Here is a 13,326-nt window from a genome sequence, read left to right on the forward strand (position 1 = left end):
GAGGTGATCTGTGGCACTCTATGTACAGAAGTACGGTGGCACCTCGGTCGGCACGCTGGAGCGGATCGAGGCAGTTGCTGAGCGGGTTCAACTGACCCGTGCCCAGGGACATGATGTGGTGGTGGTGGTCTCCGCCATGTCGGGCGAAACCAACCGGTTGCTGGGCATGGCCCAGCAGCTGGACCAGGATGCCAATCGGCGTGAGATGGATGTGCTGATCTCCACCGGTGAGCAGGTCACCATTGCACTGCTGGCGATTGCGCTCAACAAGCGCGGTTGCCCCGCAGTCTCGATGACCGGTGATCAGGTCCGCATCCATACCGACTCCGCCTATGGCAAGGCGCGCATCACCCGTATCGACACCGAGCAGGTGGAAGCCGCACTCGGGGCCGGCAAGGTGGTGGTGATTGCCGGTTTCCAGGGGCGCGATGAGCACAATGCCATCACTACCCTGGGCCGAGGGGGTTCGGATACCACCGCGGTGGCCGTGGCTGCGGCCATCAAGGCCGATGAGTGCCAGATCTTTACCGATGTGGACGGGGTGTATACCACGGATCCGCGCATCGAACCCAAGGCGCGTCGCCTCGATACCATCACCTTCGAGGAGATGCTCGAGATGGCGAGTCTCGGAGCCAAGGTGTTGCAGATCCGTTCGGTCGAGTTCGCGGGCAAGTACCGCGTGCCGCTAAGGGTGCTGTCGAGTTTCGTCGACGGAGAGGGAACCTTAATCACATATGGAGGTGAGAGGATGGAAGCACCCCTGGTATCCGGCATTGCGTTCAATCGCAACGAGGCCAGCCTGACCATTCTGGGTGTGCCGGACAGGCCGACCGTGGCCGCGCAGATCCTGAATCCGATCAGCGACGCCAACATAGATGTCGACATGATAGTGCAGAACACCATGGGGGATGGTACCGCCGACTTCACCTTCACGGTGAATCGCGATGATTATCGCCGGGCCCGCGCCTTGCTGGAGGAGACCGCCAGCGAGCTGGGGGCCGCCTGCGTGCAGGGCAACGGAGAGATCGCCAAGGTCTCCATCGTCGGGGTCGGCATGTGGAATCATCCTGGTGTAGCGCGCACCATGTTCAAGGTATTGGGTGAGGAAGGGATCAACATGCAGCTGATCTCCACCTCTGAAATCAAGATATCCGTGGTGATTGACGAGAAGTACCTGGAGCTGGCCGTGCGTTCGTTGCACTCGGCGTTCGGGTTGGATCAAGAGCCTCATGAGCAGCCCTTGGGAAACAATCCCTGATTGATTTAGTTTCAACCATTTACCATATCGGTATCTTTGTAAGATAATGGCGCATATCGATATAAATACAAAACAGGATACAGGAGCAAGCGAATGCTTATTTTGACTCGTCGTGTAGGGGAAACCCTGATGATTGGTGACGAAGTAACCGTTACCGTACTGGGCGTAAAAGGGAACCAGGTTCGTATCGGTGTGAATGCACCGAAAGAGGTTTCCGTACACCGCGAAGAGATCTACATGCGGATACAGGCCGAGAAAGTCCCGGGCCAACCGAATTTCTAAGCCATTTCATGGCTGCCTGAAGGCGACATCCCGGATGTCGCCTTTTGTTTTTCAGGGGCCTGCAAATCGGCCTGCAGAGCGCGTAACTACTGGGTAAGTGTCGATATTGCTTGAATATTCCACTCTTTGGCCAAATGCTGAGCGAACGCTCTGTTTTCTCCAAAAAAGTGTTTGACTAAAAATCCCTGTGAAGTATTATCAGCCCCGCAAACGGAGAGGTGGCCGAGAGGCTGAAGGCGCTCCCCTGCTAAGGGAGTATGCGGCTTATACCCGCATCGGGGGTTCGAATCCCCCCTTCTCCGCCATTTTGCGCCCGTAGCTCAGCTGGATAGAGTACCTGGCTACGAACCAGGTGGTCAGAGGTTCGAATCCTCTCGGGCGCACCATATTTGACTCTTGGAGTCATGTGTTGACCATCAGCAAGTCGGCACTAAAGAAGGCTTACTGTTGAGTAAGCTTTTTTTATCGTTTGAAAACAGGGCGCCCGTAGCTCAGCTGGATAGAGTACCTGGCTACGAACCAGGTGGTCAGAGGTTCGAATCCTCTCGGGCGCACCATTTCAAGCAATACAATGATTTATGAGCGCCCGTAGCTCAGCTGGATAGAGTACCTGGCTACGAACCAGGTGGTCAGAGGTTCGAATCCTCTCGGGCGCACCATTTTTAAAGCAGTGCAACAATTTATGAGCGCCCGTAGCTCAGCTGGATAGAGTACCTGGCTACGAACCAGGTGGTCAGAGGTTCGAATCCTCTCGGGCGCACCATATTTCAAGCAGTGCAACAAGTTGTGAGCGCCCGTAGCTCAGCTGGATAGAGTACCTGGCTACGAACCAGGTGGTCAGAGGTTCGAATCCTCTCGGGCGCACCATACAGACAGCCTCGACGTCAGTCGGGGCTGTTTTTTTATGGGCGATTTCCTCCTCCCCATCATGGGGTTGCCTCTCTCGTGTCCTTCTCCCTGACGCTCCCACGGGGGACGGTTCCCCCTGGCTGCACGTGCCCCTGGGTAACCATTCTCGACGTATCTTGCGTGGCAGGCTGCTGACGCATCCCGTGGCCGTGCCTGTGGACCTGGGTGCCCTTACCATAACGCACTATGCTGTGCGGGGCTGGCGCCCTCTGGCGGCCTGCTGAGGCATTTGGCGGGCAATAAAAAAGGATGCCGCGGCATCCTTTCATATCTTCGTGGAGAGAATCAGCTTTTCAGCCACTTGCGGATGCGGTTGGCATCCCCGACAGGGGTGCGTTTGCCCACCGAGTTGAGCAGTACGATGGCGAGCTCCTGACGATCCGGTTTGGCACGCATCAGCAGGCAGCGGCCCGCCTCGTCGGTATAGCCTGTCTTGGAGAGGCGTACATCCCAGTCCGGGTTCTTCACCAGCGGGTTGGTATTGTTGAACATCAGGCTGTAGGCCGGCTTGCGAAAGCGCATCTCCCTGCTGGTGTCCTGGGTGAATTCACGGATCAGCGGCTGTCGATAGGCCGCAGAGAGGAGCTTGGCCAGATCCTGGGCGGTGGAGACGTTGCGGGTGGAGAGACCGGTGGAGTCATAGTAGCGGGTGTTGCGCATGCCGAGCTGTCGGGCCTTGTTGTTCATGGCGCGGATGAAGGCCTGGCGACCCCCCGGGTAGTGGCGGGCAAGCGCCGAGGCCATGCGGTTCTCGGAGGACATCAGCGCCAGATGCAGGGCGTCGCGGCGGCTGACCTGGGTGCCCATGCGCACCCGTGAATAGGTGTGCTTGATGTTGTCCCTGTCGTTCTGATCGATGGTCAGGGTCTGATTGAGGTTCTGGCGGGCATCCAGCACCACCAGCGCCGTCATCAGCTTGGTGAGGGAGGCGATGGGGCGCACCCGGGTGGGGTTTTTCTGATACAGGGTCTTGCCGGTGTTGACGTCCATCACCAGGGCACTGCCCGATTTGAGCTGCAGCTTGGCCGGGTCGGGGGTCGCCAGGGCTGTCTGCGAACCCAGCAGTCCCATCAATCCACCTACCAGCGCGATTGCGCGAATCCAACACCCCATACAACCAACTCCATCCACAGCGAAAAAAGGCGCTAGATTCACTCATTTTTGCCCCTGCTTTACAAGAGCGAGCAGGGGGAATTCTCCACTATTTTCCATAAAAAAGGGCCGCCTGTGGGCGACCCTGTGGTTTGTCTCACTCTCTGGAGACGCCGGGCTTGCGTCTGCTCCACCAGCGCCAGACCAGAGCGATGAGGCCGCCCACCAGCAGCACGACCGGCAGGTAGATAATGACGCTGAGAAATTGGGACTCATACTGCGCGGCCAGCTTGGTGTGGCTCAGGTAGTAACCCAGCCCGACCAGGGGGCAGATCCACATGATGGAGCTGATCAGGTTGACCACCAGGAAGCGCCCCTGGGGGATCTCGTTGGCACCGACGATGTAGGGGTAGGCGGTACGCACGAAGGCGATGTAGCGGGCGGTGATCAGGGTGATGATGCCGTACTTGTTGAGCAGGTAGTGCACCTTCTCCTTGTGCTTGTCATCGAGATGGGACATCAGCCTGTGATACATCCGGGTGTGGCCGAGGAAACGCCCCTGCATGTAGCCAAGCCAGGTACCGACGAAGGTCGCCATGATCAGCAGCGGGACCACTGCCATCGGCAACACCCCCTGATAGATCAGCACGCCGGTCAGGATCAGCAGGGTATCCCCTGGCAGGAAGGCGGTGGGGATAAAGCCATTCTCGAGCACCAGGAAGGTCAGCAGGACGACATAGACCATGAAGACCATCTTGGGATCAGAGAGTGTCGCCAGATCCTGATGCATAAAGGCGTGAGCCAGGTGGTAAAACTGCTCCATACATGCAAACTCCGCAGGTTAGCTGGGTTGGTCGGTCAAGGGCATGGCAAGCACCTTGTCGATGCGCAGGCCGTCCATATCCACGATTTCCAGTTGCCACTGTTCCAGGGTGACCAGGTCTCCGGTCTGGGGAAGGCGGCCAAGGAGCAGCATGATAAGCCCTCCAAGGGTGTGATAGTGATGTTTTTCTTCTTCCGGCAGACGAACCAGCTCCAGACAGTCCTTCAATTCTGGCAGCGGAATGAGGCCGTCGAGCAGCCAGCTGCCGTCGGCGCGCTGGAAGGCCCAGTTGTCTTCCCCATCTTCCTGCTGGAAGTCGCCGGCCAGGGTTTCCAGCAGATCCTGCTGGGTGACCAGCCCCTGCAGTTCGCCATACTCGTCCACCACCAGCACCATGTGCTCGGAGTGGGTACGGAAGTGGTTGAGCAGCTCCAGGCCGTTGAGGGTCTCCGGCAGCAGGCTGCCGTCCTGGGTCAGCGCCGCCAGATCGATGGGCTCTCCCTTGATGTAGGCGTGCAGCACCTTGCTGACGTTGAGGATGCCGACGAGATCCGACAGGCTGCCGTCACAGACAGGGAAGAAGCTGTGGCGATACTCCACCAGACGTTGGAGGTTCACTTCCAGCGGCAGTGACAGGTCCAGATAGCGGATGTCGCTGCGCGGCACCATCAGGGAGGCCAGGCTGCGTTCGTCGAGGCGGAACACGTTGCGCAACATAGTGTGCTCATGGTCCTCGATCACCCCCGCTTCGGAGCCCTCCACCAGCATGGCGTGGATCTCCTCCTGAGTGACGTTGTTGCTGCTGCGCTGATCGACCCGCAGCAGCCGCAGGCTGGCGTTGGTGGAGGCGGAGAGCAACCAGACGAAGGGACGGGTCAGGGTCGCCAGCCAGAGCATGGGGCGGGCTACCAGACAGGCGATGCGCTCGGCGCTGAGTTGTCCGAGGCGTTTGGGCACGAGCTCCCCTACCACGATGGAGAGATAGGTGACCAGCACGACCACGATGACGGTGGCGAGCAGGCTGCTGCTCTTGGGAGAGAGCCCCCACTCCTGCAGCCAGAGAGCGAAGGGCTGGGCCAGCAGGGACTCGCCATAGATACCGTTGAGCAGGCCGATGCTGGTGATGCCGATCTGCACGGCGGAGAGGAAATGGGTCGGATCTTCCCCGAGCTTGAGGGCGATGGCGGCGGAGCGGCTCCCTTCGCTTGCCATTTTGGCGAGGCGTGCCTTGCGTGCCGTCACGATGGCGATTTCCGACATGGCGAAGACGCCATTGAGCAAAATCAATCCAAACAGGATCAATATTTCCATACTGCAGCAGCACTCCCGATAGAAAAGACCGCTGGCAGTGTAATGAATTTGCGGGCTCTGCGCTTGTGAAAGGAGGTGATTTGGCTCGTGAATTTTTGAATATCGCCCCGGCGGGAGGGATAAAACTGCGGGGCAGGAGAGGGAGAACTGAACCCATGACATGAAAAAGCCCCCGATAAACGGGGGCTTGTCATGTTGCGCTGTGGCTTAGAGCGCTGCGATCTCGGCCTGCTGGGCTTCCAGCTTGGTCAGCTGGAGACGGTAATCTTCCAGCTTCTCGCGCTCCTTGATGATGACCGCTTCCGGCGCCTTGGCGACGAAGGCCTCGTTGCCGAGCTTGCCTTCGATGCGGCCGCACTCGCCCACCAGACGGGCCACCTCTTTGGCCAGACGGGCCAGCTCGGCTTCCTTGTCGATGAGACCAGCCATCGGGATCATCAGCTCGGTAGCGCCGATCAGCTTCTTCACCGACAACGGGGCGGTTTCACCTGCGCCAAGCACGCGAATGGATTCCAGACGGGCCAGGGATTTGAGGAAGGCCTCGTTGCCCTGGGCGCGCTGGGTATCCTTGGCATCGCACTGGAGCAGCACGTTGAGGGGCACGCTCGGCGCCACGTTCATCTCGGCGCGGATGTTGCGTATGCTGACGATGAACTCCTTCACCCACTCCTGATCCGCCATCGCGGCGTCGTCCACCTTGGCGGCGTCGAATTCCGGGAAAGCCTGAATCATGATGGTGTCGGCGTGCACGCCGGCCAGCGGGGCGACCGATTTCCAGATGGTTTCGGTGATGAACGGGATGATCGGGTGTGCCAGGCGCAGCAGGGTCTCGAGGACACTGACGAGGGTGTGGCGGGCAGCGCGCTGCTCGGCCTCGGAGCCCTTGGTCAGTACCGGCTTGGTCAGCTCCAGATACCAGTCACAGAACTGGTTCCAGATAAATTCGTACAAGACGCCTGCAGCGATGTCGAAGCGGTAGGTATCGAGGGCGGTGCGGAAGTCACGGATGGCCACTTGCAGCTGGGACTGGATCCAGCGATCCGCCAGGCTGAACTGCATCTCGCCACCGGCAAAGCCGCAATCCTGATCTTCGGTGTTCATCAGCACATAGCGGGAGGCGTTCCACAGCTTGTTGCAGAAGTTGTTGTAGCCATCCAGGCGCTTCATGTCCCAGTTGATGTCACGACCGGTGGAGGCCAGCGCCGCCAGGGTGAAGCGCAGGGCGTCGGTGCCGTGGGCATTGATCCCTTCCGGGAACTGCTTGGCGGTGCGCTTGGCGATCTTCTCGGCCATCTGCGGCTGCATCATGTTGCCGGTGCGCTTCTCCAGCAGGTCTTCCAGGGAGATGCCGTCGATCATGTCGAGGGGGTCCAGCACGTTGCCCTTGGACTTGGACATCTTCTGGCCTTCTTCGTCACGGATGAGGCCGGTGATGTAGACGGTCTTGAACGGGACTTGCGGCTGGCCGTTCTCGTCCTTGATGAAGTGCATGGTCATCATGATCATCCGGGCAATCCAGAAGAAGATGATGTCGAAGCCGCTCATCAGCACGTCGGTCGGGTGGAAGGTCTTGAGTGCCTCGGTGTTGTTCGGCCAGCCCAGGGTGGAGAAGGTCCACAGGGCGGAGCTGAACCAGGTGTCGAGCACGTCTTCGTCCTGACGCAGCACGGTCACGGACGGGATGCTGTGCTTGGCGCGCACTTCCTCTTCGTTGCGGCCCACGTAGACGTTGCCGGCATCGTCATACCAGGCCGGGATGCGGTGACCCCACCACAGCTGACGGGAGACGCACCAGTCCTGAATGTCGCGCATCCAGGAGAAGTACATGTTTTCGTACTGCTTCGGCACGAACTGGATGCGGCCATCTTCCACCGCCTCGATGGCGGTCTTGGCCATGGGGGCCACGCGCACGTACCACTGGTCGGTCAGCATGGGCTCGATGGGCACGCCGCCGCGATCGCCGTAAGGCTGTTGCAGCACATGATCCTTGATCTCGGCCAGGAGGCCCAGCTCGTCCAGCTTGGCGACGATGGCCTTGCGGGCGGCGAAGCGCTCCATCCCGGCGAACTCGGTCGGCAGGGCGGCGTCATAGGCGGTGCTCGGGTTGCCATTGGTATCGACCACTTCGGCCTCGGCACGCACGTGGGCGTCCAGGGTGAAGATGTTGATCATCGGCAGGTTGTGGCGCTTGCCCACTTCGTTGTCGTTGAAGTCGTGGGCCGGAGTGATCTTCACGCAGCCGGTGCCCTTCTCCATGTCGGCGTGTTCGTCGGCAACGATGGGGATCAGACGGTTCACCAGCGGCAGCAGAATGTGCTGACCGATCAGCGCCTTGTAGCGCGGGTCTTCCGGGTTTACCGCGACGGCGGTATCACCCAGCATGGTCTCCGGACGGGTGGTGGCGACGATCAGGTGATCCTGGCCTTCGGCGGTCTTGGCGCCGTTGGCCAGCGGGTAGCGCAGGTGCCACATGTGGCCCTTGATCTCGCGGTTTTCCACTTCCAGGTCGGAGATGGCGGTGTTGAGCTTGGGATCCCAGTTCACCAGACGCTTGCCACGGTACATCAGGCCATCTTCGTAGAGACGGACAAACACTTCCTGTACGGCGGCGGAGAGGCCTTCATCCATGGTGAAGCGCTCGCGCTCCCAATCCACGGAGTCACCCAGACGGCGCATCTGGCGGGTGATGGTGCCGCCGGACTCTTCCTTCCACTGCCAGATCTTGTCGATGAAGGCTTCCCGGCCGTAATCGTGGCGGGTCTTGCCCTCTTCTGCAGCGATCTTGCGTTCAACCACCATCTGAGTGGCGATACCGGCGTGGTCGGTACCCGCCTGCCACAGGGTGTTCTTGCCCTGCATGCGGTTGTAGCGGATCAGGGTATCCATCAGGGTTTGCTGGAAGGCGTGACCCATGTGCAGGCTGCCGGTGACGTTCGGCGGCGGGATCATGATGCAGAAGGAGTCTTTGCTGGTGTCGCCGTGGGGCTTGAAGTAACCCTGGGCTTCCCAGTGCTGATAGAGCGCCTGTTCGATGGCGTTGTGATTAAAAGTCTTTTCCATGGTCTCGCCGTATTCTGGATGGATGGATTCTGGTGTTGATTCGTCGTGGATCGAGGGTGGCACAGTCAGGGCTGCGCCGGATCCGGTGCGGCAAGGACGGGCTGATCCCTCATCTCGAGGGTATGGCCCGCCTGGCGATAGTGCTTGTAGCGCTCGCGGGCTTGCTGCTTTTGCGTTTCGTCAGTGGGGACAAAATCTACCACTTGAGCGAAGTGTCCTGCAAACAAAGGTGTCTGCCGGGCCAGGTTGATGAGGCAGGCATAGCGCCGCCGTGGCGGCTGATGGCCTATCTCCACCGGAGCCTGACCGCTCTCCCCCTGCAACTGGTGCGGCACGAAGCGATCCGGCGGCAACTGCCACAACAGCTCGTCCAGACGCAGGGCCTGGGCCTCGTCCTCGCACAGCAGATAGAGGTGGCCTGCGCTCCAGCCATCGGCCGCAAGTTGGCAGGCGAGGCGCTCGACGGCGGAGGCATCCGCATCATCGGGCTGGCTCATCAGGTAAAAGGTCACTTGGCTCATCAGGTCGGTCCCGTTTGGCTGTGACGGACAGCGATTGGCCGTCTTCGGGAGCCGCGTCTGGCACGGACTTCCCGGATTCTCTCAATGAAACAAGGAAGAGGCAGGCCTCTTCCTTGTGATACAGGGTAACGCCTTCTCGCATCGCTCTTCGAGTCGATGGGGAAGGGGATCACTCCTTGTCTTCGACGTCCGCCACGCCGGCCCGGTTGAGCAGGAACTGGGTCAGCAGGGGCACAGGACGGCCGGTGGAGCCCTTCTCCTTGCCGCTCTTCCAGGCGGTTCCTGCGATATCCAGGTGGGCCCAGTTGTACTTCTTGGTGAAGCGCGACAGGAAGGCGGCGGCGGTGATGGTACCGGCCGGACGGCCACCGATGTTGGCCATGTCCGCGAACGGGCTTTCCAGCTGCTCCTGATACTCGTCGAACAGGGGCAGGCGCCAGGCGCGATCGCCGGCCTGTTCGGAGGCGTTGAGCAGCTCGTGGGCCAGGGGGTTGTGGTTCGCCAAGAGGCCAGAGGTATGGTGGCCCAGGGCGATGATGCAGGCACCGGTCAGGGTCGCCACGTCGATCACGGTCTCGGGATCGTAGCGGTCCACATAGGTGAGGGCATCGCACAGCACCAGGCGGCCTTCGGCGTCGGTGTTGAGCACCTCGACGGTCTGGCCGGACATGGTAGTGAGGATGTCACCGGGGCGGTAGGCGTTGCCCCCCGGCATGTTCTCGCAGCCCGCCAGCACGCCGATGACGTTGATGGGCAGCTGCAACTGGGCCAGGGCGTGCATGGTGCCGAGCACGGAGGCGGCGCCACCCATGTCGTACTTCATCTCGTCCATGCCGTCTGCCGGCTTGATGGAGATGCCGCCGGAGTCGAAGGTCAGCCCCTTGCCCACCAGCACGATGGGCTTGGCGTCGGCGTTGCCCTTGTACTCGATGATGGCCATCATGGCTTCGTTCTCGGAGCCGCGGGCCACTGCGAGGTAGGAGTTCATGCCGAGCTCGGCCATCTCCTGCTCCCCCACCACCCTGGTGGTGATGTTGTCATAGGCATCCGCCAGACGGCGGGCCTGGGAGGCGAGGTAGGCGGGATTGCAGACGTTGGGCGGCATGTTCGCCACGTCGCGGCAGATGCGCACCCCTTTCGCCACGGCCAGGCCGTGGTTGATGGCGCGCTCGCCTATGGTCAGTTCCCGACGCGTCGGCACGTTGAAGACCAGCTTGCGCAGCGGACGACGTGGCTCGGCCTTGTTGGTCTTGAACTGATCGAAGCTGTAGAGGCCCGCCTTGGTGGTTTCCACCGCCTGACGCACCTTCCAGTAGGTATCCCGACCCTTGACGTGCAGCTCGGTCAGGAAGCAGACCGCTTCCATGGAGCCGGTTTCGTTCAGGGTGGTGATGGTCTTGTTGATGATCTGCTTGTACTGGCGCTCGTCGAGTTCGCGCTCCTTGCCGCACCCGACCAGCAGTACGCGCTCGCTGAGCACGCCCGGTACTTGATGCAGCAGCAGCATCTGGCCCGGTTTCCCTTCCAGGTCGCCACGGCGCAGCAGCGAGCTGAGGTAGCCGTCGCTGATCTTGTCCAGCTGTTCGGCAACCGGAGAGAGGCGGCGGGGCTCAAAAACGCCGACCACGACGCAGGCACTGCGTTGCTTCTCAGGACTGCCACTCTTTACACTGAACTCCATGGAATCTCCTACATCCTAAAGACAAAAGGCACCATTTATTGAATAATGCGGTGCTTGTTGGGGTATCAGAGGCGGAGCGAACAGTCACAGGCTCCGCAGTTCAAACTGGTAAAAATCCAATATAGGGCCCTATTTTTCAGGCATTCGACTAAAAACACAAGTTTACTTGGGAATGACTGTGATCGTTTTCCGATATTTGTTCAGGGAGACCCTGAAAACCCAGCTGGCGGTGCTGTTCGTGCTGCTGCTTATCTTCGTCAGCCAGCAATTTATCCAGATCATTGGCGATGCCGCCGATGGTGAGGTGCCGACGCGCCTGGTATCCACCCTCCTGCTGCTCAACCTGCCGAATATGGCGTTGTTGATGCTGCCTATCAGTCTGTTTTTAGCCATTCTGTTTGCTCACGGCCGTTTGTACGCTGAAAGCGAGATGACGGTGATGCACGCGGTGGGTTTCAGTCACCGTTTCATCATGGGCAGCGCCCTGGTGCTGGCCCTGCTGACCGCCGCCGTCGCGGCGTTCAACACCGGGTGGGTCGCCCCCCAGGCCAAGGAGCGGGAGTACCAGGTGATCGACGAGTTCAAGGCCGATCCCGGTATCTCTTTCCTGCAGGCCGGCCGCTTCATGGAGCTCGACAAGGGGCGCCTGGTGGCCTACATCCAGGATCTGAACGACAAGGGGTCGGAGTTGCAGAAAATCTTCGTGCTGCAACGGGCCGAGGGGGGCTCACCCCCGTCAGTGGTGGTGGCCAACGAGGGGCAGGTGACTGCCGACAGCAACGGCTTGCAGTGGCTGACCCTGAAGGATGGCTCGCGCTACGAGGGGCATTTCACCGGCAAGCAGTTCCAGGTCTCGGAGTTCCGTGAATACAGCCTGGTGATCCGCCAGCAGGAGATGGAGCGATCCAACCGCAAGGCGGCGGCCAAGCCGACCCTGGCATTGCTCGGTACCCAGGACAACCAGCTGATGGCCGAATTGCAGTGGCGCCTGTCGCTGCCCCTCTCCATACTGGTGCTCACCTTCCTGGTGGTGCCGATGGCGCGGGTCAATCCCCGTCAGGGGCGTTACGCCAAGCTGCTGCCGGCCATCCTGCTCTATCTCTCCTATTTCCTGCTGCTCAGCGCCGCCCGGTCGGCCATCGACAGCGGGCGTCTGCCCCACTGGCCCGGGATGTTCCTGGTGCCCCTGGTCTATCTGCTGCTGATAGGGTTGCCTCTCAACCTGCAGGGCACCAGCTGGTGGAACGGGGTCAAAGGGCAATTGTTCAAGAGAAAGTCAGCATGATGCTGCAACCTGGGAGTCTCTGCTGATGTTCGGCATTCTCGATAGATACATAGGCAGGGTCATCTTCATGTCGATCCTGCTGTGCGAGCTGACCCTGGTCGGGCTGGCCGCGCTCATCAAGTACGTGGAGCAGTTGAAGGCGGTCGGGGAAGGCAACTACGACATGCTCAACGCCCTCTACTACGTGCTGCTCTCCATGCCCAAGGAGGCGGTGCTCTTCTTCCCCCTGGCGGCCCTGCTCGGTGGCCTCATCGGTCTGGGCCAGCTCGCGACCAGCTCCGAGCTGGTGGTGATGCAGGCGGCGGGTCGCTCCAAGATCAGCATCGTCATGGCGGCGCTCAAGACCGCCATTCCCCTGATGCTGCTGGTGGGGCTGATGGGCGAGTACGTCGCACCGGCCGCCAAGCGGATGGCGGATGACATCAAGGCGGGGGCCATGTCGGAAGGGCGGCTGACCGTCTCGGCCTACGGGGTCTGGGCACGGGATGGCAACAACTTCGTCAATATCAACGGGGTGCGCAACGATGGCGCCCTGACCGGCATCACCCTCTACCGCTTCACTCCGTCCCGCAACCTGATCGACGTGGTGCAGGCGAAGGAGGGGGTGTTCGAGGATCACCACTGGCTGCTGAAACAGGTGCACATCACCCGGTTTGACGATCCCACCCGGATCCAGGACGAAGAGCATGCCCAGATGGCCTGGCAATCCGAGCTGACCCCCAAGCAGCTCGGGGTGGTCAGCATCGATCCCGAGAACCTGCCCATCTCGGGGCTGCGGGACTACATCGGTTATCTGGATGCCAACAAGCAGGATGCCGGACGCTACAAGCTGGAGATGTGGCGCAAGCTGCTCTCACCGCTCTCCGTGGTGGCCATGATACTGCTCGCCTCCTCCTTCATCTTCGGCCCGCTGCGCTCGGTGAGCATGGGGGCGCGGATGCTGATGGGGATCATGACCGGCTTCGCGGTCTATGTGAGCGACAGGGTGTTCGGCCCGGTCAGCCTGGTCTATGCGGTCCCGCCCATCCTCGCGGCCATCGCACCCAGCCTGCTGTTTGGCGGCATCTCCTTCTATATCCTGAGCCGCAAGCAGTAGCGGCCTGA

At 60.6% G+C, this 13,326-nt stretch carries 10 protein-coding genes and 6 tRNA genes; 10 read left to right on the plus strand and 6 right to left on the minus strand.

The window, feature by feature from the left end; all coding sequences use genetic code 11:
- Positions 1-10 precede the first annotated feature (10 nt).
- The 8 genes from AB5Y51_RS05125 to AB5Y51_RS05160 all read left to right on the plus strand — a co-directional run bounded on the left by AB5Y51_RS05125 (position 11) and on the right by AB5Y51_RS05160 (position 2,407).
- Positions 11-1,258: an aspartate kinase gene (locus tag AB5Y51_RS05125; protein WP_010672822.1), complete on the plus strand. Its 1,248-nt coding sequence runs from the start codon at positions 11-13 to the stop codon at positions 1,256-1,258.
- A 93-nt stretch (positions 1,259-1,351) separates the two neighbouring features.
- Complete coding sequence (gene csrA, locus AB5Y51_RS05130) at positions 1,352-1,540, plus strand: carbon storage regulator CsrA (RefSeq protein WP_005315760.1); 189 nt, start codon at positions 1,352-1,354, stop codon at positions 1,538-1,540.
- Positions 1,541-1,752: 212 nt separating this feature from the next.
- Positions 1,753-1,845, plus strand: a tRNA-Ser gene (locus AB5Y51_RS05135).
- Between the two features lie 4 nt (positions 1,846-1,849).
- Positions 1,850-1,926, plus strand: a tRNA-Arg gene (locus AB5Y51_RS05140).
- Between the two features lie 94 nt (positions 1,927-2,020).
- Positions 2,021-2,097: transfer RNA gene (locus AB5Y51_RS05145), tRNA-Arg, on the plus strand.
- A 25-nt stretch (positions 2,098-2,122) separates the two neighbouring features.
- Positions 2,123-2,199: transfer RNA gene (locus tag AB5Y51_RS05150), tRNA-Arg, on the plus strand.
- A 27-nt stretch (positions 2,200-2,226) separates the two neighbouring features.
- Positions 2,227-2,303 (plus strand) — tRNA-Arg (locus AB5Y51_RS05155).
- 27 nt (positions 2,304-2,330) lie between these two features.
- Positions 2,331-2,407, plus strand: a tRNA-Arg gene (locus AB5Y51_RS05160).
- A 327-nt stretch (positions 2,408-2,734) separates the two neighbouring features.
- On the opposite strand, the gene pbpG is transcribed toward AB5Y51_RS05160, so the two are convergent.
- The 6 genes from pbpG to pepA form a co-directional block, all read right to left on the minus strand.
- Positions 2,735-3,562, minus strand: a complete 828-nt coding sequence (gene pbpG / locus AB5Y51_RS05165; RefSeq protein ID WP_041214408.1) for a D-alanyl-D-alanine endopeptidase — start codon at positions 3,560-3,562, stop codon at positions 2,735-2,737.
- Positions 3,563-3,698: 136 nt separating this feature from the next.
- The gene (locus AB5Y51_RS05170) at positions 3,699-4,364 is read right to left on the minus strand and encodes a DedA family protein (protein WP_039040923.1); all 666 of its coding nucleotides are present in this window, start codon (positions 4,362-4,364) and stop codon (positions 3,699-3,701) included.
- Between the two features lie 18 nt (positions 4,365-4,382).
- On the minus strand, positions 4,383-5,675 hold the full coding sequence (locus AB5Y51_RS05175) for a hemolysin family protein (RefSeq protein WP_029313724.1): 1,293 nt from the start codon (positions 5,673-5,675) through the stop codon (positions 4,383-4,385).
- Between the two features lie 207 nt (positions 5,676-5,882).
- Positions 5,883-8,735 carry a valine--tRNA ligase gene (locus tag AB5Y51_RS05180; RefSeq protein WP_368178126.1) on the minus strand — a complete coding sequence of 951 codons (2,853 nt, stop codon included), beginning with the start codon at positions 8,733-8,735 and terminating at the stop codon, positions 5,883-5,885.
- Between the two features lie 65 nt (positions 8,736-8,800).
- Entirely contained in the window at positions 8,801-9,256 is a 456-nt protein-coding gene (locus AB5Y51_RS05185; protein ID WP_010672959.1) for a DNA polymerase III subunit chi, read from the minus strand.
- Positions 9,257-9,425: 169 nt separating this feature from the next.
- Positions 9,426-10,937 (minus strand): leucyl aminopeptidase, encoded by a 1,512-nt coding sequence (pepA, locus tag AB5Y51_RS05190; RefSeq protein WP_010672960.1) that lies wholly within the window; start codon positions 10,935-10,937, stop codon positions 9,426-9,428.
- Positions 10,938-11,109: 172 nt separating this feature from the next.
- On the opposite strand from pepA, the gene lptF reads away from it, so the two are divergent.
- Together lptF and lptG are read left to right on the plus strand one after the other, a co-directional pair.
- Complete coding sequence (gene lptF / locus AB5Y51_RS05195; protein WP_029313726.1) at positions 11,110-12,222, plus strand: LPS export ABC transporter permease LptF; 1,113 nt, start codon at positions 11,110-11,112, stop codon at positions 12,220-12,222.
- A gap of 25 nt (positions 12,223-12,247) precedes the next feature.
- Positions 12,248-13,318, plus strand: a complete 1,071-nt coding sequence (gene lptG, locus AB5Y51_RS05200; RefSeq protein WP_010672962.1) for an LPS export ABC transporter permease LptG — start codon at positions 12,248-12,250, stop codon at positions 13,316-13,318.
- The last annotated feature ends 8 nt before the right edge of the window (positions 13,319-13,326 follow it).

Origin of the sequence: Aeromonas sp. R7-1, from assembly GCF_040908115.1 — a bacterium.
GTDB classification, from domain to species: domain Bacteria; phylum Pseudomonadota; class Gammaproteobacteria; order Enterobacterales; family Aeromonadaceae; genus Aeromonas; species Aeromonas caviae.